14 protein-coding genes are annotated in these 21,876 nt (G+C 55.9%); 2 read left to right on the top strand and 12 right to left on the bottom strand.

Annotated features, from left to right (window positions below):
• Window positions 1–87 precede the first annotated feature (87 nt).
• Complete coding sequence (locus KJ869_04645; GenBank protein ID MBU1576479.1) at window positions 88–3,231, bottom strand: pre-peptidase C-terminal domain-containing protein; 3,144 nt, start codon at window positions 3,229–3,231, stop codon at window positions 88–90.
• 450 nt (window positions 3,232–3,681) lie between these two features.
• Between KJ869_04645 and KJ869_04640 the strand changes: the two genes are divergently transcribed.
• Window positions 3,682–7,404: a tetratricopeptide repeat protein gene (locus KJ869_04640; GenBank protein MBU1576478.1), complete on the top strand. Its 3,723-nt coding sequence runs from the start codon at window positions 3,682–3,684 to the stop codon at window positions 7,402–7,404.
• The gene (locus tag KJ869_04635) at window positions 7,388–9,040 is read left to right on the top strand and encodes a sigma 54-interacting transcriptional regulator (protein MBU1576477.1); all 1,653 of its coding nucleotides are present in this window, start codon (window positions 7,388–7,390) and stop codon (window positions 9,038–9,040) included. The genes KJ869_04640 and KJ869_04635 overlap by 17 nt, the downstream gene beginning before the upstream one ends.
• Window positions 9,041–9,089: 49 nt before the next feature.
• Here the strand turns inward: KJ869_04635 and KJ869_04630 are convergent, their stop codons facing one another.
• From KJ869_04630 to KJ869_04580, 11 genes are all read right to left on the bottom strand, one after another.
• Window positions 9,090–9,719, bottom strand: a complete 630-nt coding sequence (locus KJ869_04630; protein ID MBU1576476.1) for a peptidylprolyl isomerase — start codon at window positions 9,717–9,719, stop codon at window positions 9,090–9,092.
• Between the two features lie 71 nt (window positions 9,720–9,790).
• Complete coding sequence (locus tag KJ869_04625; protein MBU1576475.1) at window positions 9,791–10,600, bottom strand: energy transducer TonB; 810 nt, start codon at window positions 10,598–10,600, stop codon at window positions 9,791–9,793.
• A gap of 3 nt (window positions 10,601–10,603) precedes the next feature.
• Window positions 10,604–11,302, bottom strand: a complete 699-nt coding sequence (locus KJ869_04620) for a biopolymer transporter ExbD (protein MBU1576474.1) — start codon at window positions 11,300–11,302, stop codon at window positions 10,604–10,606.
• Between the two features lie 4 nt (window positions 11,303–11,306).
• Complete coding sequence (locus KJ869_04615) at window positions 11,307–12,080, bottom strand: biopolymer transporter ExbD (GenBank protein MBU1576473.1); 774 nt, start codon at window positions 12,078–12,080, stop codon at window positions 11,307–11,309.
• A gap of 1 nt (window position 12,081) precedes the next feature.
• Window positions 12,082–12,903: a MotA/TolQ/ExbB proton channel family protein gene (locus KJ869_04610; GenBank protein MBU1576472.1), complete on the bottom strand. Its 822-nt coding sequence runs from the start codon at window positions 12,901–12,903 to the stop codon at window positions 12,082–12,084.
• Window positions 12,904–13,021: 118 nt separating this feature from the next.
• Window positions 13,022–14,524: a tetratricopeptide repeat protein gene (locus tag KJ869_04605; protein ID MBU1576471.1), complete on the bottom strand. Its 1,503-nt coding sequence runs from the start codon at window positions 14,522–14,524 to the stop codon at window positions 13,022–13,024.
• Window positions 14,525–14,573: 49 nt separating this feature from the next.
• The gene (locus KJ869_04600) at window positions 14,574–15,515 is read right to left on the bottom strand and encodes a PstS family phosphate ABC transporter substrate-binding protein (GenBank protein ID MBU1576470.1); all 942 of its coding nucleotides are present in this window, start codon (window positions 15,513–15,515) and stop codon (window positions 14,574–14,576) included.
• An 82-nt stretch (window positions 15,516–15,597) separates the two neighbouring features.
• A complete protein-coding gene (locus KJ869_04595) occupies window positions 15,598–16,467 on the bottom strand; it encodes a DUF2520 domain-containing protein (protein MBU1576469.1) in 870 nt (289 codons plus the stop codon).
• A 30-nt stretch (window positions 16,468–16,497) separates the two neighbouring features.
• Window positions 16,498–17,727 (bottom strand): MFS transporter, encoded by a 1,230-nt coding sequence (locus tag KJ869_04590; GenBank protein MBU1576468.1) that lies wholly within the window; start codon window positions 17,725–17,727, stop codon window positions 16,498–16,500.
• Window positions 17,728–17,767: 40 nt separating this feature from the next.
• Window positions 17,768–18,850, bottom strand: coding sequence for a GTPase HflX (gene hflX, locus KJ869_04585; GenBank protein MBU1576467.1), 1,083 nt, complete (start codon window positions 18,848–18,850; stop codon window positions 17,768–17,770).
• A gap of 139 nt (window positions 18,851–18,989) precedes the next feature.
• Complete coding sequence (locus KJ869_04580) at window positions 18,990–21,875, bottom strand: AAA family ATPase (protein ID MBU1576466.1); 2,886 nt, start codon at window positions 21,873–21,875, stop codon at window positions 18,990–18,992.
• Window position 21,876 lies beyond the last annotated feature (1 nt).

Raw genomic sequence — 21,876 nt, 5'->3', positions numbered from 1 at the left:
GCAGACGGGAATCGCCCTTCCATATAGTGCCCTATTTACGGGCGTTATTGTTAGAATACCCGGTTTTCGGAATTGTGGTTTGCCAGCCTATTTGACCAGCACCATCTTCCTGGCGCTGTTGAATTCGCCGGAGGCCAGCTTGTAGATATACACTCCGTGGGCCACCTTCCTTCCGGCATCGTCCTTGGCATCCCACATGACCTGGTGGTAGCCGGAATTATGCTGTCCCGAGGCCAGGGTTCTGACTAACTGTCCGTTGAGATTGTAGATCTTCAGGGAAACTTCGCCCGGCTTCTCCAATTGGAAAGCGATCAGGGTTTTATATCTGACCGGATTGGGGGCGTTCTGGAACAGCAGGTTGGATAGCGGCATCCCCTGCGAATTGAGCCTGGTCTCCAATTCGTTATCATTGATCGGGCTGCTCCAGGCTGCCGGCGGGGTGAACAGCGCCGCCGAATTGGTCGCGGCGGTGGCCGCCACGCCCAGCGTGCCGGCCTGGTTCTCCACTCCCGAGGCATAGGTCTCGGTGGTGATGCCGCCCCACTGGATCTTGATCTTGCCGTCGGGGGTCAGGATCATCTGGAAAGTCTGAGTGCTGGTATTGGAATAGTTCTTGACGGCATTGAAAGACACCACGAACTTGGTGGCCGAGGAGTAGTAGGTGATGGTGCCTCCGCCCGATACGTTAAGGTCCCTCCACAATCCGGCTATCAGGGCATTGGGGGCCGCAGTGTTGGGAATGGCGGCTGGGCTGTAGGCGGTTGAGGTGGTGCCAAAGTTCAGGAACCCGTTGGAGCAGATGTTGACGGTGGTATAGTTAGTGCCGTAGTAGTTGAAAGTAAAGCCGATGGATTTGTTCACGCTCTGGTCGTCCCCGGTCAGGCCAGTGGCCGTGGTGGCCGAAGCATCCCAGCTATAGGTGGCGGTGCTCTTGGTATAATTTGCGGTGGCTCCGCCGCTGGAGCCGCCCTTGATATACTCATCCCACACAGTGCTGGAGGCGATGGGCAGGTTGTTATATTTGGAGTCGTAGTTGGAGCCGTCAATCTTGCAATGATAGATGGCGATGCCCCGGGCGTTGGCATAGGTAGAGTTGTTCTTGTAGAGCTTGACCGCGTTCTGCACCGCCGTGGTACAATTGGCGGCAGCGTTTTTCAGTCCGGCCGGCACCGTCTGGGCGCAAATCTTGCGGCAGAAGTCAACCAGGTCTATGTGGTACTGGAAGTAGCTGGAGGAGAACTTCAGGGTGTTGGTCATGGCCGAGCCGATGGCCGAGGAATAACCGGCCCCCCGGGCCTTCATCAGGGAATCGGCGAAAGCGTTGACCTTGGCGGTGAGGTTGGGTATCTGGGCGAGATCCACCACCGACAGGGTTTGCTGGCCCGAGGTCCCGTTGATGATGGCCTTGCCCATGTCAATGGCCGACATGGTGGGCGTGGTGTTCAGGTTGTTGAGGAAGTTGGTATAGTACCAGCCGGCGGCGCCTTCCACCTCCTCGGAGACGTTGGCCACGTTGGCATAGCCCTTGGCGATGTCCAGCACCTCCCACATGCCCATCAGGCAGGCGTCCCAGCCCACATGATCCAGATTGCGGCCCAGGTAGGTCTTGATCTGGCTCAGGGCGTTGGCTATCTCGCCGTTGCTTATATCGATCACCGAGCCGTGCGAGTTGTCGTTGGAGAAGCCCTTGAATATCGGGGAGCCGTCATCGCTTTTATACCAGCCGTCGCCGTGGTCCCACATCACCAGAGAATACTTGTTGGCCGGATAGTTCTGGATGGCCCATTTGGCGAAGTCGGCCAGGGTCTGGGGGTTGCCCATGTCCACCTCGCCGATGTCCGAGATCTGGTAGGCCGCGGTCGGAGTCATGCCGTTGGCTATTTTGAACCGTTTGCAGCTGGTCCAGTTGTCATAGCCGGTGGCGTAGCCCGAGGCCCGATCCATCTGGACGATCAGGTTCACCTTGCCCGAGCTGTAGGAGGCGTTGGACATCTCGATGAAATCGTCCAGGCCATATTGCTCCAGATCGTTGTCGGCGTTCAGGTAGACCATGATGGTCCACTCCATGGTGGAGGCCGCCGCCTGGCTGACGCTGATGGTCTTGGGCGAGCCGGTGGTGCCCGATGGCGCGGTAGCGGTGACAGTTACCGTGGCCGACCTGGCTCCGCCGGTGTTGTTGGCAGCGGTCATGGTGAAGGAGCCCGGGGTGTTGCCGCTGGAGGAGGACACCGTCAGCCAGCTCTGATCGGAGGAGACGGTATAGGAGATGACATCGCTGGTGGTGGAGTTTGTAACGTTGACCGCGCTGGAGGTCCCGCCCGAGGCGGCAGGAGACCACGAGGTGGCGCTCACCGCCAGGTTCGGAGCCGTCCCCCCGGACACCGAGATCTGCAGGCTGTAGTAGCCGGATCCCGAGTACTGGTAGGCCCGGGCGTACCAATATCCGGACGCGTCGGCGGTGAAAACGCAGGAATCGACTATCCCGGAACCGGCCGTGCTGGAGGCTTTTTGGGATTGGGAGGGATTGTAGAGATAGAGGTCGAAGTCGGCCGAGGACGGCGGGGTGATCTTTACCTTGATCACCTGTCCCGAGGTAACGTTAAACTTGTAATAGTCGTTGCGGTCTGTTCCGTCAAGATAGCAACCGGTCCAGGAGCCCGGAGATACGGTCAGGGCGGTGGAGAAGTCGTTCCCGGCATCCCCGCCGGAGCCCGCATCGTTCTGGGTCACCGAGCCGGTGCCGGTTAACGCCACATCATCGATATATACTCCGGTATTGGTAACGCTGCCGTCGCTGTTGAAATAGAACCTGATCTGGGTGGCGGTATTGGGGATGCTGACTGTCTGCTGGGCCCAGCTTTGATAGCTGCCGGCCCTCTGCCAGGCGGTGGTCCAGGTAGTGCCCGATAAGTATTGGACCCGGAGGTAGTCATATCCGCTCTCGCTATACTGCCAGATGTAGAATTTCAAAGCGACATCAGTGTATCCCGAAAGGCTGACGGACTTGGTCATGTAATTGTTCTGGCTGTTGGCGTATGGACTGACATCATCGCACCTGGCGCTGTAGGAGGAACTATAATATTTGGTGGAGGTCGTGGTCCAGCCGCCGGTGGTAGGCGACAGGGTCCAGCCGGTTAAGTTGGTCATATTGTCCGAGAAAATGGTGGTCTGAGCTGATGCCACCCCCGCTAAAATAAAGAGGGCGGATACCAGTAAACCTAACTTTTTCATGAGACTTCCTTTCAAAATGATTACCTATATTCAGATATTAGATATGCATAATTTATACCAAACCAACAAAACAAACATATATCTCACGTTATTGCAACATCTTATAATAAACAGACTTGGCTGATTGCTCCAATGTCTATCAATAAAATGTATCGTTATGTTACAAAACGAACGATTATTTTTCATTAATATGAACTTCTGTGAGATATGTTTCCGTAACCCCTTGAAATGCAACCTGTATAAATATACATTTTGTATCATTATTTTACAACGAACCATTATGGCCTTGTAGCCATAGCCTCTTTGTTCCGGTTTCAGACTTCGCCTGCCCAGCTTCGTTGGATTCACTACATCTACGCCTTACGGGCATAGTATTACAGAGGTATAAATAAAAAAATAAATTTATGTTGAAATTTACGTTTTTTAGTGCTAATATCATTATGTTACATTATGATACAAAATGAGCAAATAGAAATTGGCAGCCGGATAGCCGGCCGCTATGAAGTTATTGCCCAGATTGGCCAGGGAGCGTCAAGTTGCGTTTTCAGGGTTCGCGACCTGACATCCAAAACCGATCTGGCCTTAAAGCTTATCCTGAATTCCTGCCCCGGCATCAATTTTATCCAGCACGAGTTCAAGTTTCTCTCCTCCCTTAATCACCCCAATCTGGTTCCGGTCTATAATTTTGGAAAGGAAGGCCAGCGGTATTTCTATACCATGGAATTGATAGAGGGCCCCGGTTTGCTCTCCCGGCAGTTTGCCTGGAACGAAATTATAGATATCACCGCCCAGCTATGCCTGGCCCTTGAGCATATCCATCAGCAGGATATAATCCATATGGACTTAAAACCAGGCAATATCCTGCTCTCGGACAACGGCCATGTAAAATTGGCTGACTTCGGGTTTGCCCAGTGCTATACCACCGGCCAAAGCCTTGTCAGATCGTTGGGAACCCCGGCCTATATCTCCCCGGAGGTGCTTTCCGGTCAGGCCCCGGACAACCGTTCCGATCTGTATTCCCTGGGGGTGATAATGTATCAGATGGCCGCCCGGCAACTCCCCTTTGAGGCGCCATCTTTTGAACAGCTGGCCGATAAGATCCTCCACCGGCCGCCCCTGGCGCCCAGCCAGATAAAACCAGAGATCCCCCAAACCCTGGATAGCCTGATCCTGAAGCTACTGTCAAAATCTCCGGCCGATCGGCCCTCCTCGGCCAATGAGGTCATTGAGGAACTTAACCAGGGGCTGAAATTGAAACTCCCCCTGGCCGCCAAATCAGGACAGCGGGACCACGTGTTCTTTCCCCGGCTGATAGGCCGGGATCGCGAATTGCAGGAACTGCGCCAGGCCCTAAAATCTGCCGAAGGAAACCAGGGAAACTGCATATTCATATCCGGCGAGACGGGAATAGGACGATCCCGCCTGCTGTCGGAGTTTGCCAACCAGGCGCAGCTGGCCGGAACAAATGTTTTTTGGTCCCGTTGTTATCAGGAGAACCAGACGGCCTTCCAGCCCATCGACCAGTTATTGTGCCAACTGGCCCCCCTGGCCCAAAGCTTTTGCCCCGAAATTTTGGAAAACTACGGCCCGGCCATTTCCCAGGTATCTCCAGCCCTGGACGGATTCCTGGAGGGACAGTCAAAGCCCGGACCCAGCGGGCTTCCCGAGCCGGGCCAAAAGTTGCGGATACTGGACTCCATCGCCCGCCTGACGATTGAAACCATCTCCGCCCTGCCACACGGCGCCAGCCTGATTATCTTTGAGGGCATCCACCGGTCCGATCCCGAAACCATCGATGCCATAACCCACCTCTGCCGCAACATATCCAAAGAGCCCATACTGGTCCTCGGCAGTTTCCGCAGCGATGTCCCGGACGAAAATCATCCCCTGGCCAGGGCCGTCGAATTGCTGTCCGCAGAAAACAAGGCCGAACAGATGTTTCTCAAAAGACTCAATCAGGATGAAACATTCCGGCTGATCTGCAGCCTCTTTCCCCAAGCCAGAAATCTGGAACCCATGGCCCAGAGAATATTTGAGGCCACCGAGGGAAATCCATTTTTGATAGAGGAAACTGTTCATTATTTGATGTCCTCCGGACATATCCGCCGGGAGTCGGGCCGTTGGCATATAGACCCGCTTTTCCGCGACTCCATGGAGTTGCCAAAAAACATCCGGGAGATCTGGCAGCAAAAGATCGGCGCCCTGCCGGCGGTTCAGACCAGAATATTACAAGCTCTGTCGGTTTTTGGCCGACCAACCTCCGATGACGATGTAGCCCTGGTCCTTGATCTTTCGGCCGAACAACTCAGCCAGCATCTGATCCATCTCAAAGGGCGAGACATTATCACCCCGGTGCGGGATGACGATCAAACCCTGTTCGGATTTCACCACTCCAGGCTTGAGCAGTTTATCTATCAGTCTATAGATTCCCCGGAAACAGAAGCCCTGCACCGGAAAATTGCCCAAATGCTGGGAAACCGGAACGATCGGTCGGTCCAGGACAATATCTCCCTTGCCTGGCACTGGGAAAAAGCCGGGGAGCCCGAACGATCCGGACAATACCATCTGCTGGCCGCCAGGCACCTCCAACCGTATTCCTCTCAGCAGGCCATTGACCACTACCTGTCGGCCCTGCAGGTTGCCCGGATGGAGGATCGAAAAACCCTCCTGCCGGAGATTGCCAGGCTTTACTACCGATCCGGCCATTATCAACGCTGTCTGGATATCTGCCGGGAGCTCATCGGGCTGGATGGCGACGGACCGGAAATCCGAAGGCTGAGCGGCGGTTGCTGCCAGGCCCTTGGCAACTGCGAGGAGGCATTGGCTGAATTTTCACTGGGCCTTAAAATGTCGGACGAACTGCCCCGGCTGGCCGCCGGAATTAAGGCCTCGATGGCCGATGCCTATACCGCCCTGGGGGAATTCGGCCGGGCGGAGAAGATCTGCCAGGAAGGGCTTAAAAAACTGCCGTCGGAGAGCGATCCGCTGGCCGAGGCCGAGCTTTACAACAGCCTGGGCCAGATCTACTGGCACCTGGCCGACTGGGCTCAGGCCATTACCGCCCATCAAAAAAGCCTGGGCCTCAAGGAGCAGGCCGGAGACAAGTTCGGGATCGCCGCTTCCTACAACAACCTGGGTGCGGTGTATTACCGGATGTACGAATGGGACCGGGCGGCCGAATGCCACCGCAAAAGCTTTCTCCTGCGCCAGGAGATAGGGGACCTGGGCGGCCTGGCCAAATCCTACAATAATCTGGCCCTGATCTACCGCCATCTGTACGACTGGGACGAGGCCATGGTCTACCACGCCAAATGCCTGGAGATATTAGAGAGGATCGGATCCAGTTACGAGATGGCGGTGTCCCACATTAACCTGGGGTTCATCCACAAAGCCCGGGGAGAGATGGACCAGGCCCTGTGGAACTACAATCAGGGGATTCAGATGGCCCTCAAGATCGACGCCAAAATACTGCTGCTGGACTCCTTCATCAAGAAGTCCGAGTTGTACCTGTCCCTGGGAAGCCTTAAGGACGCCTCCCTCTTCTGCCAAAAGGCCCTGGAGATATCGAAGATTTTGGGTGGCAAACTGGAGACGGGACGGGGACTGAACATCCATGGCCGGATTTATCAGGTTAAACGGCAGTGGGATAAAGCCCGGGAAACTTTGGGCCGGGCGCTGGAGATATTTACCGAACTGGATATCAAGGCCGGTGAAGCCTTCATCCTGAAGAATCTGGCCGACCTGTATCTGGAGACTGGCCAGATCGAGAAATCCGGGCAACTGGCCGACAAGGCCCTGCGGCTGGCCCAGCGGGTGGAGGAACAGCACCTAGTTTCCGAGATCCTGCTGCTGAAAGGACAACTGCGGGAGGAGCTGGGCCAGTCGGGCATACGAGAGATGGAGTGGGCCTTGGAGATATCCGACCGGGTTCGGATACAGGAGACCTCGGGTTTCATCTATGGGGCTATGGCCCGCCACTATCTGCACCGCAAGGATCATCCGGCGGCCGCCCAATACTACCAGAAGGCGGTGGCGGCATTCAAACAGACCAGCCAGCACATCAGCCAGCCGGAACTAAAGAGTAGCTTCCTGCAGGAACCCCGTCGAAAACAGATATTCCGGGAGATACAGCAATTATATCTGGAGGTAGCCGGCCATGGCCCAGCCAGTTAAAATTTCCTCCCCGGAGGACCTTCTCTTCCGGGCCGAAAGGGAACTGACGGAGATTGATTCCCTGCTGCAGGGCCGGACCGGCAGTCTGGGACAGGATGCCGTGGCCCTGGGCCTGTTGTTGGAGGTCTCCCGCAAGATCAGCCGGGTGTTGAACCAGGACCAGCTGCTGGATACCATAATGGATTCGGTGATGGAGCTGACCGGAGCCTCGCGGGGCTTTTTAATGCTGTATGACCAGAGCGGGAAATTGAACATTACGGTCACCCGGGCCGGTCCCAACCAGGCCTGGGACAAGGACGACATTCGCTTCAGCCGCACCATAACCGAAAAGGTCATCACCACCGGACAGCCCCTGTGGCTTAAGGACATCAGCCAGGATCCGGAGTTCAACCAGGCCGCCTCGATAGCCGACCTTCAGCTCCGTTCATCGATGTGCGTTCCCCTGTTCGCCGGCCAGGCCCAACAACGCAAAGCTATCGGGGTCATCTATGTGGACAGCCAGCGGATCCAGGAGACCTTCAGCCATCACGATCTGGATCTGCTGGCCGCCCTGGCGGCCCAGGCGGCCATATCAATAGAAAATGCCCGGCTGGTGGAGGGCATCAAAACCCTGGAGGAGGAGAAGCGGCTGCGGCTGGAGAGAGAGAACCTGTCCCTGCAGCAACTGTTGGACGGCCGGAGCGACCTGCTGGGGCAGTGCCCGGCCATGGATGGGGTCTTCTCCATCATCCGGCGGGTGGCCGGCTCCGAGGTCAATCTGCTGCTGCTGGGGGAGTCGGGCACCGGAAAGACACTGGTGGCCCGGGAGATCCATGACTTAAGCCAGCGTAAGGAAAAACCCTTCACCGTTATCGACTGCGGCTCCATTCCGGAAAACCTTTTGGAATCGGAGCTGTTCGGCTACGAGAAGGGGGCCTTCACCGGAGCCTTTGCCCGCAAGATGGGAAAATTCGAGATGGCCAACGGCGGAACCGTTTTTCTGGATGAGATTGGGGAGATGGCCCTGCCCCTGCAGATCAAGCTGCTGCGGGCCATCCAGGAGGGGGTGATCGAGCACCTGGGGGGCCGGGAGCAGATCCGGGTGGATGTCCGGATTATTGCCGCCACCAACCACGACCTGGAGCAGGAGGTGGCCAAGGGAATATTCCGCAAGGATCTCTACTACCGGCTTAACATCATCACCCTGGAGCTCCCCCCCCTAAGGGACCGGGGCAGCGATATTCTACTGCTGGCCGAATCCTCTCTGAAAAAATTCTCCCTCAAACATAAAAAAGAAGCAGCCCGCTTCAGCCCTGAATCCAAATTCTCTCTTATGGGATATCAGTGGCCGGGCAACATTCGGGAGCTGGAGCACAAGATCGAGCGGGCGGTGATCATGTGTGACGACCGGCTGATCGAGCCGGACCATTTGGGATTGCTGGCCTCTCCCCAGGCAGATACGGAGCCCGGCAATCTGAAGGAGGCTAAAAGGAAACTGGAGAGACAGCATCTTTCCCAGGCCCTGGCAGCCAACCGGTGGGATATTACCGCTTCAGCCAGGCAGTTGGGCATCACCCGCCAGCAGGTATATCGGCTGATAGGACGCTATAAAATGAAACCGCCCGGCGAAAATAAGCCGGGCGGCAAAGAACAATGAAGAACGGGGGCTCGAGTTTTTGGCTCGGCCCCCGTTCTTTTAGATCCAGCTACTGTTTTATGCTGATGCTCTTGATGGTGACATTCTTGGTCGGCCGATCACGCATGTCGCGGGGTTGTTTGGCAATGAGGTCAACCACCTCCATGCCCTTGACCACCTTGCCGAAGGGGATGAAGCCCATCTGATCCAGCCGGGCGCATTTATCGTCTAAGTTGATGAAGAACTGAGCGTCGGACTGGGAGTCTATCGGCTGGGCGCGCGAGGAGGAGGCCATGGAGATGGTCCCGCGAAGGTTGGATTTCTTGCGCGGCTCGGCCCCCATCTGCTCCCCGCCGTAGCCGTCGTTATCAGGATCGCTGTCCTTGGACAGGGGGTCTCCCCCCTGGATCACAAAGCCCGGCACCAGCCGGTGGAAGGTGGTCCCGTCAAATGATTTGGCCAGGGTCCGACTGACAAAATTCAGAACGGTCTGGGGGGCGTCCTTGGGAAACAGCTCTATCTCTATCTGGCCGAGATCGGTATCCAGCACCACCACCGGCTTTTCCATTATCTTCTTGACATCGGGCTGGGCCTGGGATTCGGCCGGAACCTGGCTCTGCAGATTCTCCACTTCTTCTTTCTTGCAGGAGATAAGGGCTACCAGCGAAAGGCCTACGATCATAGTCAATATTTTTTTCATAATATCCTCCGTTTAATATTAAGATGCCCCGAACCAAAATTTCAGTTCGGGGCAATATGGTAAACTGGTGCTTACTGGTTGATCTTAAAGGTAACCGGCCACATCACCCAGACCCGGACCGGTTTGCCGCCCGGAGCCACGGCCGGAGTGAAGATACATTGTTTCCCGGCTGCCACGGCTGCTTCATCCAAAGACACATTTCCGGAACTTTTGGCCACCACCACCATTTTAACGTGTCCGTCGAAGTCGATCAGAAGCTGCAGATATACCTTTCCTTCGATGCCGGCTTTTTTGACGATATCCGGGTAGACCGAGCTGCCGGCTTTCACGATTTCGGGCAGTTTATCAACGGCCACATAAGCCTGCCTGTCAGGGACATCCTCCATCTGAAGGTTGCTGGTGCCGGAGGCTCCCTCGGCCGTTGCCAATCCGGCCGACATGGCTCCCAGCTCGGACTGGGTATAGGCGGCTTCATCCACCGCTTTATCGTCGGCCACCGGCTTGGGGACGCCCATGGTCGGAGCGGCCGCTACCGCCGATGCAACCTGTACCTGCTCCACGGTAGAACTGCTTAAGGAGGGCGGCGCGCCCAACTGGCTGTAGGTGATCCTGACCATCGGGGCATCCGGTATCGGCCGGTGGGCTTCAATATATGCGTTGACCGCAAAGTAGGAGAGCCCTCCCAGCACCACCAGCAGCATGGAAGTAAGCGATATCAGCAGGCCCTTTTTAAGGTGCAGGGGAATCAATACTTTTGATTGTTTGACGCCGAAGCCGATTGAAGAGTATTCCCTGGTCTGTATGGCCATCACTAACCAGGCTACGATCAGCCCCACCAGGGTGCCGGCCACCGGAAAGAAAATATTGATATTACTGTTCATTTTTTATTTCTTCCCTCCTTTCCCGGAGGCAGCCTTTTTCTTGGCTTCCTCGATGGCTTTCAGGTGCTCCTCGGTCTGCTCCACAATGGCAAAACGGGCGATCTGGTTCTGCTGGATGGCATCCATTACCGCCACCACTTTATCATAGCTGCTCTCCCGGTTCACCTGCACCAGCATCGTCAACCGGCAGATCTTCTCGTCCCTGACCATATCCAGGCTGTCGCGGATCTCCTTGGGGATCCGCTTGCCCTTGTTATCGGCCATGAATTTGTCGTATTTGTCCAGAAAATCCGGACCCGACTCGTAATAGGCCTGATTACGGCCATCGATATGGGCCGGCATCTTTTTGATATTATCCAGCTTGCTGTTCAGCATCAGGGAGTCCAGGGACTCCACCGCCACCGGCGTCGGGACGTCAAAGCCCATGTTCTGCAAAATGGTGCCGTCCTTCATGATGTTCATGGTCAGAACATTGGATTGGGCCACCGGTTTTTCGGTGCCGGGCTCTGTTTCCGGAGGCAAAGTTATTTCGATGGCCTGGGGTTCCTGGAACCGGGTGGTGGTCATGAAGAAAATCACCAGCAGGAAGCCGATATCCACCATCGGGGTCATGTCCAGCACTATGCCGGGTCTGCCTTTGCGTTTACGCAAGCCGCCTTTTTTCTTGCCGCCATCTTGGGGCCCCATATCTACTGCGCCCATGCCATCACCTCCCTTCTTCGCCAAACACCGGTTTGGCATCAGCTTTAAGGTTGGTAACCAAGCTGAATCTTAACATGTTGACATCTTTTTTCTGCAGGATGCCCGTCAAATCAAGCATCTTTCCCGACAGGCAATTCTTGTCCACCATAAGGACCATCATCAGTTTGGGGTTTCGCATGCGCTCCTCGACCACGGTCATGGCCATGTTTCCCAAGGGCAGCGGCTGGGCCGCATCCTTGCCGGTGGCATACCATATCACCATGCTGTCAACCCTGGCGGTATACTGCTCCGGGGTCAAAGAGACGATCTCCTGTTTGGCCCACTTGTTGATGAAATTGTCCTTCCTCTGCACCTCGCGGATGGCCAGCTCTGACGACCGGCCCCTGGTCAAGGGCTTGCCGGGAGCGGAGGCCACCTCTTTAAGCAATTCCTCCGAAGCCGAGGGAAGCAGAGTCCCGCCCATGCCCCTCATGGCCGCCACGGTCACGTTGGGGTCGGCCGTGGCCTCCTTGATGTTGGCGATCAGGGTCAGCAGGTTGGTCGGCCCGATGCTGTCGGCCAGGTCCGCGGCCTGCTCCGGAGCCAGCACATTGATCACCATGACATTGGCCTCGGGAACCTTTATGGGCGAACGCGAATCGGGCAGCATGACCGCCACCGTTACCGGCGGCCGGGCATGATAAGTGGACATGAAGAAGATGACCAGCAGAAAGGCGATGTCAACCATCGGGGTCATATCCAGAACTATCCTGGCCCGACGTTTCATCTTTGCTGACATCTTATTTCTCTCCTATCGTCAATAGTTGTTGCATCTCGTAAATGGCCTCGTCGGTGCCGAACTGGAACAGGGACACCTTATTCATGAAATAGTTGTTGGCCACGATTCCGCCGATGCCGTTAAGCAATCCGCCGGCGGTGTTGATCAGGGCCTCGGATATGCCGCGAGCCAGCTGGGAAGCATCCGGGGCGCCGGCGTGGGCCATGGCCTGGAAGGCGCGGATCATGCCGATGGTAGTGCCCAGCAGGCCCACCATGGTCCCGATGGAGGCGATGGTGGTCAGCATTATCAGGTTGCGTTCCAACAGCGGGGTCTCCAGCATATTGGCCTCTTCAATGGCTCTTAACAGCTCGGCGCTCTTTTTATCGGCCGATATGTTCTCGTTCTGCAGGGCCAGGTATTTTTCCAGTCCGGCCCGCAGGACGTTGGCGGTGGAGCCTCTCTGGGCGTTGCAGGCGGCGATGGCTCCGGTAACGTTGCCGGCCCTCAGCAGCTCGCGGAACTCCTCCATAAAAGCCGCCAGGTTCTTGGCCCCCCGGGCCCGGCCGATGGTCAGGCTGCGCTCGATGACGTAGGTGAACAGAAGGATCATCAGGAAAGTCAGTATGATCACCACCGGCCCGCCGTCCTGGATGTATTTGGGCAGGGTCTTGAAGATGATTGCTGAAACTGCCAAACCGATGACATATAGCATCAGGGTAACCAGGGCAATTTTTTTGGTGCGGGCCAGGGCAATGCCCAACACAGCCGCTAACACCGCCGGCGCCACTCCCATGATCAGAATCTTGACGATCAAGGAAGCATCCATTAATCCATTCAACATTGCTTTAAACTACCTCCTGTAAATATGTTGTTTTTTATTTGACTCCCGATCTGCCGGGGAGCCTGTTAATATTTTTTGTTTTCTAATAAATGGGTCCTGATATTGAGGGCTATGATCCTTACCAGACCTCTATCTTGGGTTTCAGAGACTCCAACACCTCCTTGGCGATCTTGTTGCCCGGATCGAGCGTAAGCAAAGCCTTGGCCTCGGCCGAGGCTTTGGTCTTAAAGGCCTTCTCGTTGAACTTGGTGAAAATATACAGATAATGCTGGGACAGGGCTTCCATGGCCGGAACTGCCTCCTTGACGGGTTTTATATTCTTGCCCATCTTCAAGGCTTTGGCCTTCAAGAAGGTATCGATGGCCTTTTCGTAAATGGATCTGGTCTCGGCTTTGGGAGCCTTGCTGGCCTGGCCCTTCAATGAATAACTGTAGCCCATGTTCATCAAAGCGCCGAAGGCGGTGGCCGGATTCTTTTCGATGCGTTTCTGGTACCACAGTATGGCCTCATCGTAATATCCGGCATAGTAGTAAGCATTAGCCATATCGTAATAAGTGTCCTCCACCTTGGAGGGGTCCAGCTCCATCCGTTTTTGATAGGCATTGATGGCCGCATCGAACATCAGCTTGGAATTTGCCGTATCCCTATTGGCCGAATAGGCACTGCCTGCCCGGATATAGACCCTGGCGGCCTCGTACCAGCGGGTGGGATCCATCGGCGACAGCTCCAGGGATTTACTGAAGGCCTGGGCCGATTCGATATAATTCTTCACATCATACTGCAGGGAGCCCAAAAGATACCAGACCCCGTCGTTCTCGGGATCCATCTTGGTGACCTTTTTGGCCTCGATGATGGCCGGCCCGATCAAAGCGGAGTCCTTCTGCATCTGATAAGCCTTGGCCAGCATATAATGGCCGGCAGCATCCTTGGGCGACAGCTCGGTGTATTTTTTGAAATATCTGGCAGCCTCGGCATATTTACCGCTTTGGAAGTAGGCACTACCCAAGTCCAGATTGACATCGGTGAAATCGGGGTTGAGCTTGATGGCCAGCAGATATTCGGACATGGCTTGGTTATAGTTTCGCTGGCGGAAATAGAGATTGGCCAGACCGTTATGGGCACTGGCATTATTGGGATCCATCTGTAGCACCTGGCGAAAGACCTCCCCGGCCTCGTTCAGCTGCCCCTTATCCAGATAGACCTTGCCCAGCCGGTATTTGAGGTCCACGTCGTTGGGCTTCTTGATAAGCAGTTCCTTGATCAGGGCCTCGGCCTCGTCCAGCTTCCCGGCCTTATGGTAGGTAACGGCCAGCTCGGTCACCGCCTGGGGGTATTTCAGGTCCCGGGCCGTTTCGAACTCGACGATGGCCTCATCGAACATCTTCCGTTCAACATAGATCTGTCCCAGGCGGTAGTGGGCTTCTTTGAGTTTGGACTTCCGCTGAATGGCCTGGCGGTAGAGGTCGATGGCTTGGTCGAAATCGCCCTGGTCATCTGCTGTGATTCCCTGCTGCAGGAGATCCTCGGCCTTGGGCTTTCCCGCCTGAGAGGTGGTGGCGCAGCCGATGAGGCACAGCGCCAAAGCTATCAGAACGAAATCGGTGATCTTTAATAATTTCATAGCAGACTATCTCCCCGCGATATTTATAAATGTAGCTGAGTTGGTGCTCTTATTTCTTAATGGTCACCGGCATGGTGGCCGGCACATATCCCTGCTGGGCCGCTATCTTCTGCCCCTCGGCCGAAGATATATAGGTGATGAATCCGTGGGCCAGGCTGGACATTCCCTGGGAATAGGTATTCTCCAAAACATCATTGACATACATATACAGGGGGTGGCTTAAGGGGTAGTTCCCTTCATAGACCGTCTTTTGATTGGGGTAAAAATATCCGCTCTCCTTGACCTGGGCTATTTCAAGCGCTTTTAGGCCGGTTTCTTTAATGGGCGGCCACACGTCCCAGTTCCGATAAAGGGCGCCCATGGAGACCAGGCCTATCGCACTGGGGTGGGTCTTTACCAGCTCGACTATCTGGGCGGTGGTGGTGCAGGGATATGTTTTGGCGGCATATTCCCCGCCGTTCAAGACCAGCTGCTGAAAATATTCGTAATGGCCCATATTGGGTCCGGGGATCACTGGGACCAGGTTTTCGATGTTGCCGCCCAACCGGCGCCAGCTGGTGATCTTTCCGGAGAAAATTCCTGACAATTGTTCAAAATCCAGCCGCTGTATCTTATTTTTGGAATTGACTATCACCGCCAGCCCGTCGTAGGCTATCTTGTATTCTTTGGCCAGGCCGCCGTTGGCTTTGATTATCGAATCCTCGGCGCTGGTTATGGGGCGGTTCATCACTGCGATCCTGATCCGGCCTTCGTTGAGATCCGCGATCGCCGCCTTGGAGCCGCCTTCATCAACCGCTATAGCCGACTTGGAATACAGGGCCATAAAAGACTGGGATTCGCGCCTGATCATTCTGATGGCCACGTCCTCTCCCTTGACCACTATCCTTCCGGCGGTCTGGGACTCTTCGGAACCGCTGTTTTGGGGGCCGCAGCCAAATAGCGGCAGCAAGGCCAGCCCGATGTAAAGCCACGATTTTATGAAATATTCCATTTTAATTATTCAGAAAGTTAATTATAAATTGATATATATGTAAAGTCAAGAGAAAATCTTAAAAATATTCAATAATCTTTGGCTAATCCAGCGATTTTCCCAGCTCATCCCATTCCCTCCCTTGAGGATTTCGTTGCTTTGATATCCGGAGCATCAATTTTCCCAAGGCCTTGTATAACTCCGTTTCCTGGGGAAAATCCTTTTTCAGGGTCTCCAGATGGCCGGACACCGTTTGGACATCGCCCCGCTCGATGGGCCCGCTTAGCGAATTTTCCAGCCCGTTTTCAACCAGATTATCCATCACCGTCCCGGCCAGGGCATGGAGCATAGCTTCGGTTTTTTCCTTCTCGGCCACGGCGGCCCCCATCATCTGGCCCGCGGCATAAAGCAGGGCCAGCAAATAGTTCGAAGCCATCACGCTGGAGAGATGATATAGATTCTTTCGAGAGGCCAGTATATCCACTGGAAAACAATCTAACGATTCTATCAGGGGTCTCAGCCTTGCCAAGGCTACGGCATCTCCTTCCACTCCGAAATAGATGCCCTTGAAGCGATCCCAAGGGATCAAGCATCGGGGGAAACTGGCCAGGGGATGCATCGAGGCGATGGAGGCCCCCAGCATCTTGTTGGCCACCAGGGCCGATGACGAAAGGAAGCCCGAGCAGTGGCAGAGGATCTGCCCCTTGGCCAGGGCCTGCCGGGAGGCCAGCCGATCGGAGACGGCCTTTATGTTGTCATCGGGGACCGCCAGAATCACGACCTCCGCCCCCTGGGTCGCCGCCGAGGGATCGCCGTCGGATGCGGCCGATTTTACCGCCCGGGCCGTTTCCTCCAGCCTGGCCGGATCGCTGTCGGACAGGCCGCTTATTCGATAACCTTTTTGCGATAGAGCCAAGGCCAGCGTGCTTCCCAGCTTGCCGTTTCCGATTATTGCTATGCTTGGTTTATCCATGATCTCTTCCCGTATTATTGTATTGAGGCGCTACCGCCTCCGCTCTTTTCTGTTGTACAGCAGGTAGAATGATATCGCCGAGACAGCATAACATCCTGCGGTCAGGTAATATGGCATGGCATAACCGTAGTGCTGCATGGCCCATCCCGAAAAGGCGGTGGAGAATGTCCAGGACAGGGTCCAGGCCATGGTGGCTATGCTGTTGACCGTGGCCCGGGCGCCATCCGGGACGACCTCCATCATAAAGGCAGAGGAGATGGGCGAGGACATCTGCATCAGGCTGGCCCTCATCCAGAAGGACAGCACAGCGATGTACAGAACCTTCTCGGCCCCCAGGCTTATCAGAAACGGCAGCGACAGCAGTTCCATGGCTACCACGGTTTTGACTTTGCCGAAACGTTTGGCCAGGGCCGGGCCCACCAGCACCGCCGCCAAAGTGAATATCTGGGACACCGAAAAATAAAGACCGATCTGGCTGCTGGAAGCGCCGAACCTTTTGGCAAAATACAGGTTGAAGAACGGTATCACCAGCCCCGCCCCCAACCCGATCCATAAATTGCACCAGACAAATCCGGCGGCGGCCTTGAACCCCTGCACTAAGCGCTTAAGGCTGATCAAATTAGATTCATCCGGAACCTTTGGGGTTTCGGATATTTTAAAGAGCGGCCACAGGGCCGTAAGAAATATGCCGGAGCCCAATAGCAGAGCGAAACGATAGGCCGTGAAAATACTGATGCCAAAAATATTCATCACCAAACCGGGGAGCTCGCCGGCCGCCAGGTTGCCGGCAATCCCGGCCATCAGCATCACGGCAAATGAGGCGGAGAAGAGATGGGTCCGCTCCTCCGGGCGGCTGTTCTCCATCATGAAGGGCGCGGCAGACAGAACATAGAGCGTCGAGGCGATCCCTCCCAAAAAACTCAGGGATAGAAGGCCGGGGCCGTTCACTGTCAAAGCCCTGAAGATCGACAGCAGGGCCCCGGCCAGGGTGCCGATGATCATGGCCTTTTTCCGGCCCAGCCGGTCGGAAAGAATCCCGGCCGGAAGGGCGGTAATGACCAGAGCCAGCCCGCTTAAGGAAAGAATGCTGCCGATGATCCCCTCCTGCAACCCCCCCTCGGTCAGATAGAGATTGAACAGGACCCCGTAGAAGGAGAAACCGACGGAGATCAGAAAGGTGGACAGCAGATACAGCTTGGCATTCCGGGAGAAACGTCCGGCCAGTTTAAAATAATTGACCAAGAACCCGACAATCGTCATCTTAAGACCTTCATCTGTATATACCCGCCCAAGGCAAAATTTATTCCGCAGATCTTTGAGGTTCCATTCTTTGCCGTATCAGGGCCTCCAGCTCCCGGCGGCCCTCCCCGGTCAAGGCGGAGATGAAAGCTGCCCCGGGATAATTTCTCCGCAGGCCATCCAGGGTGTCCGGATCCAGTAGATCCGTCTTGTTGAACACCAACAGCTCCGGACGGTCGGCCTTTATCTCTTTCAGCACCTCCTCCACCGCGGCGATCTCCTTAAGATAGAGGGGATGGGGGCTATCCACCACCTGCAGCACCAGGTCGGCCTGGTTGACCTCCTCTAGGGTGGCCTTGAACGAGGCCACCAGCTGATGGGGCAGCCGCCGGATGAAGCCCACCGTATCGGTCAGCAGAAATTTTTCCCCCGAGGCCAGCACTACCGCCCGGGTGGTGGCATCCAGGGTGGCGAACAGCCGGTCCTCCACTTTGACCCTGGCCTTTGACAGCAGGTTCATCAGGGTGGATTTGCCGGCATTGGTGTATCCCACCAGGGATATCTTGAATATGTCGGCCCGGGATTTTCGCTGGGTCCTTCTCTGCTGTTCAACCTTTTTAAGCTCCTGCTTGAGCCGCGCTATCCTGTGCCTGATCTTTCGCCGGTCCAGCTCCAGCTGTTTCTCTCCCGGCCCCCTGGTCCCTATGCCGGCGCCGGGATCGGTCATCTCCAGGCCGGCCCCCACCAAACGGGAGAAACGATATTGCAACTGGGCCAGCTCCACCTGGATCTTGGACTCGGCGCTCCTGGCATGCCTGGCAAAAATATCCATGATCAGCTCCGCCCGGTCCACCACCCGGCAGTCCAGCTGGGCCTGGATATTGGAGGCCTGGCTGGGGGTCAGGCTGTGGTCGAAGATCACCAGATCGGCCCGGCTGTCCGCCACGGCCAGCGCCAGCTCCTCTACCTTGCCCTTGCCGATGAAATAGGTGGCGTCGGGACGGGCCCGCCTTTGCACTATGTGGTCGATCACCGTAGCCCCGGCGGTATCGGCCAGACGAGCCAGCTCCTTCAATGATTCCTCTTCCTCGAAAATACTGCCCCGGTCCAGCATGGTGCCGACCAGTATGGCTTTTTGTCTCATTATTTATGTCCCATAATATGATTTGCCAGGTTCACCGATTAATAAATGGGCCTCCGTTCGGCGGAAGTGATTATTATCACAAATGATTTGTGGCATGCCGATAATCAGAGGCCCTGGGATATTGGTGTTTTTGTCGAATCTATTTGGCCGACTCCACTTCCTTTTGCTTCAGCTCCTCCTGGATGCGGCGGGTCAGCTCGGGCAGCATCCCGGCCTCCACCATCTTGTCGAACACCTCCAGCGCCCGATCGTAATGGGCCAGGGCCTCCTGGTTGGCATAGGCCTTCTTGGCCTTGTCCCCGGCCTCCACCGAATAGAAGAAGGCCGGCTCCCAGTTCTGGGCATGGAAATAATGGTGCGACAGCAGCTCCAGCACCTCTTCTATCTTGCTCTCGTTGCTGAGCTCCAGGTGATCGCCGATGTTGTTGTGCAGCTCCCGGCGGCGGCTGAACGACAGGCTGTCGTAAGCCACCTCCTGGGTCATGATGTGCTTGAAGTAATAATTGCCCTCCTGCTCGGTAAGCACCAGGTCCAGGCCCCTCAGACTGTTGAGGTGGGGATTGATCTCTATTTTTTTTGGGTAGATGGCCTGCAAAATATGATAGTCGAACTCGCGCCCGATCACCGAGGATATCTGCAGCACCTCCCGGGTCTCGATCGGCAGGCGGTCGATACGGCTCATGATCACCCCCTGAACGGTGTCGGGTATGTTGATCTTGGCTATGTCGGTGGTCACCACCTGCCACTGGCCGTCCTTCTCGGCGACCACCTTCTGCTCGATCAGCGACTTGACCACTTCCTCCACGAAAAAGGGGTTGCCCTGGGACTTCTTCAGGATCAGCTGCTCCAGCTCCGGCGGCATCCCTTCGATGTTCAGCATGGTCTTCACCAGTTCCAGGCTCTCCTCCTGGCTCAGCTCTTTAAGGGTCATCTGGCTGTGATATTCCTTGCCGGCGAATTCGTGCTTGGCCTCGATTGGCCGATAGACCATACACAACACTATGGGTTTGTCGCCGATATTACGGGCTACGTAGTTCAGCAGTCCCAGGGAGGCTCCGTCGGCCCAGTGCAGATCTTCGATGATCAGCAGCAGCGGCTCCTGGGCCGCCCCCCAACTGAAGATGTCCAGCACCAGATCGAATAATCTCTGCTGTCTGAGTTTGGCGTCCAGCGACTTGGTCAGCTCGCTCTCCGGCATGGACACTCCCACCACCTCGCCGATGATCGGGGACCAATCCTTGAGGACCGGGTCGATGATCTCCAGCATTTTGTGGATCCGGGATGTTTTCGCCTCCATGGAATCGGCCTCCTTGATGCCCAAATAGGTCTTCAGTAAATCGGCCCAGGGCAGGTAGGAGATGGCCGCGCCGTAGGACTGGCAGTTGCCCACGAAAAAGGAATATCCCCGTTCGGCCCAGTTCTGGATCAGCTCCCGGGACAGCCTGGATTTTCCGATGCCGGCCTCGCCCACCACCGAAATTATCTGGCCCTGCCCGGAGATGCCTTTCTCCACGGCGCTGTTCAACAATTCCTTTTCCTTCTGGCGGCCCACCATGGCTTTGGATTCCGTCATCCACTTGGCAAAAACATCATCGCCGGATTCATCTTTTTTGCTCACCTGATATATGGTGATGGGGTGTTTCTTGCCCTTGAATTCCTTCTCGCCCAGGCTTTTGAATCCGAATTTTCCGGAGTTCTTCCTCTGGATGGCGGCGGTGGCCAGCAGCTCCTGTTCGCCGGCCGATGACATCAGGCGGGCCGCCAGGTTGACCTCGTCGCCCATCACGGTGAACTCGCGGCGCAGGGCCGAGCCGACCGTCCCGGCGTAGACATAACCGCCGTTGACCCCGAACCTCTGTTTGACCCCGCCATAACCGAACTCCTCGCGGCCCAGCATCTCCAGAGCGCACAACAGGGCCCGCTCCTCGTCATTCTCGTGGGCGATATGAGCCCCGAACAGGATCAGCACCTTGTGGCCCTGGGGGCTGAAATCCACCTTGTTTACTATCCCGCCATATCTCTCAACCACCTCCTGCAGGACCGAAAAATAATTCTGGGCCTTGGAAACGGCATGTTGATCATCGTCGAAATCCATCCCCCAGACATTCAGGAACAGCATGGTCACCCGGCGATGCTCCCCGGCAACGCCTCCGGACTTGGGATCGGCCATGATCCTTTGTGACAGCCAGCTTGAGAAATAAGGACGGATCGCCTCCAGATGTTCGATGGACCGCTCGATATCCTCTGCCTCCTCCTGGCCGCCCTCTGCTAAATGGCCAACCTTTTCGTTCACTTTGACAAGCTTATAAGTATCGCTCTGGGCCGGCTCTGCCGTTATCTTACCCTTGGCTTTATTATAAAGCTCCCGGCTGATCAATAGCTCTGCTCCGGAGGATAGGTCCTCCAGCTGGGAGGCATAGTTGGTGACCCGTCCGGCCATGAAATATTCCAGGTCGGTCTCTTTCCGGCCTACGCTAAAGATCTCGGTGGGGCCGAGATGCAGGGCCAGATGCAGGCTGATGGGGAAGGCCCCGGCCGAGGTCTTGATCTCGGTAAAATTCTTGACCAGCTCCTGCATCTCATAAGCTGCCTGCAAAGCCCGGAGATGGCTGGGCGAGGGCTCGCCCTCCACCGTCTCGAAGCCGGCGCTGAAAGCGTCGCCGCCGAAGTAGACAACGTCGCCGCCGTAGTTGTGGACGATCTTTATCAGCGGGGCAAAATAGCTGTTGATGATGCCGGTGACCTCCTCGGCCCCCTCCCGGCCGATGCGGGACAGCCGCTCGGACAGCACCGTGAAGCCGGTGACATCGGCCAGCAGCAGGGCCTGTTCCACCTTGGCCCCGGAATGAAGCTTTTGAGCATGCCTCCTGATACCACCCGGCAGATAGGACGAAAAGACCCTGGTCAGCTCAGCCAGACGGCGCAATGCCTGTTCCTTATCGTTTTGGGAAAGATTTCCTTCAATAAGTTTGGCAGAGGTCTCCTCCCCCAGATAACGGCTGTAAGTTTTTTTCTTGACGTTCATA

The organism is Candidatus Edwardsbacteria bacterium, assembly GCA_018821925.1.
Lineage (GTDB): Bacteria > Edwardsbacteria > AC1 > AC1 > EtOH8 > UBA2226.
The sequence above is the reverse complement of the archived record's forward strand: the minus strand, read 5'-3'. Positions and strand labels throughout refer to the sequence as shown.

Excerpts from the sequence above, each read along its gene's own strand:
- KJ869_04600 (MBU1576470.1), bottom strand. The coding sequence starts at position 15,515 with ATGGAATATTTCATAAAATCGTGGCTTTACATCGGGCTGGCCTTGCTG.
- KJ869_04605 (MBU1576471.1), bottom strand. The coding sequence starts at position 14,524 with ATGAAATTATTAAAGATCACCGATTTCGTTCTGATAGCTTTGGCGCTG.
- hflX (MBU1576467.1), bottom strand. The coding sequence starts at position 18,850 with ATGAGACAAAAAGCCATACTGGTCGGCACCATGCTGGACCGGGGCAGT.
- KJ869_04620 (MBU1576474.1), bottom strand. The coding sequence starts at position 11,302 with ATGGGCGCAGTAGATATGGGGCCCCAAGATGGCGGCAAGAAAAAAGGC.
- KJ869_04615 (MBU1576473.1), bottom strand. The coding sequence starts at position 12,080 with ATGTCAGCAAAGATGAAACGTCGGGCCAGGATAGTTCTGGATATGACC.
- KJ869_04645 (MBU1576479.1), bottom strand. The coding sequence starts at position 3,231 with ATGAAAAAGTTAGGTTTACTGGTATCCGCCCTCTTTATTTTAGCGGGG.
- KJ869_04630 (MBU1576476.1), bottom strand. The coding sequence starts at position 9,719 with ATGAAAAAAATATTGACTATGATCGTAGGCCTTTCGCTGGTAGCCCTT.
- KJ869_04610 (MBU1576472.1), bottom strand. The coding sequence starts at position 12,903 with ATGTTGAATGGATTAATGGATGCTTCCTTGATCGTCAAGATTCTGATC.
- KJ869_04625 (MBU1576475.1), bottom strand. The coding sequence starts at position 10,600 with ATGAACAGTAATATCAATATTTTCTTTCCGGTGGCCGGCACCCTGGTG.
- KJ869_04640 (MBU1576478.1), top strand. The coding sequence starts at position 3,682 with ATGATACAAAATGAGCAAATAGAAATTGGCAGCCGGATAGCCGGCCGC.
- KJ869_04580 (MBU1576466.1), bottom strand. The coding sequence starts at position 21,875 with ATGAACGTCAAGAAAAAAACTTACAGCCGTTATCTGGGGGAGGAGACC.
- KJ869_04595 (MBU1576469.1), bottom strand. The coding sequence starts at position 16,467 with ATGGATAAACCAAGCATAGCAATAATCGGAAACGGCAAGCTGGGAAGC.
- KJ869_04635 (MBU1576477.1), top strand. The coding sequence starts at position 7,388 with ATGGCCCAGCCAGTTAAAATTTCCTCCCCGGAGGACCTTCTCTTCCGG.
- KJ869_04590 (MBU1576468.1), bottom strand. The coding sequence starts at position 17,727 with ATGACGATTGTCGGGTTCTTGGTCAATTATTTTAAACTGGCCGGACGT.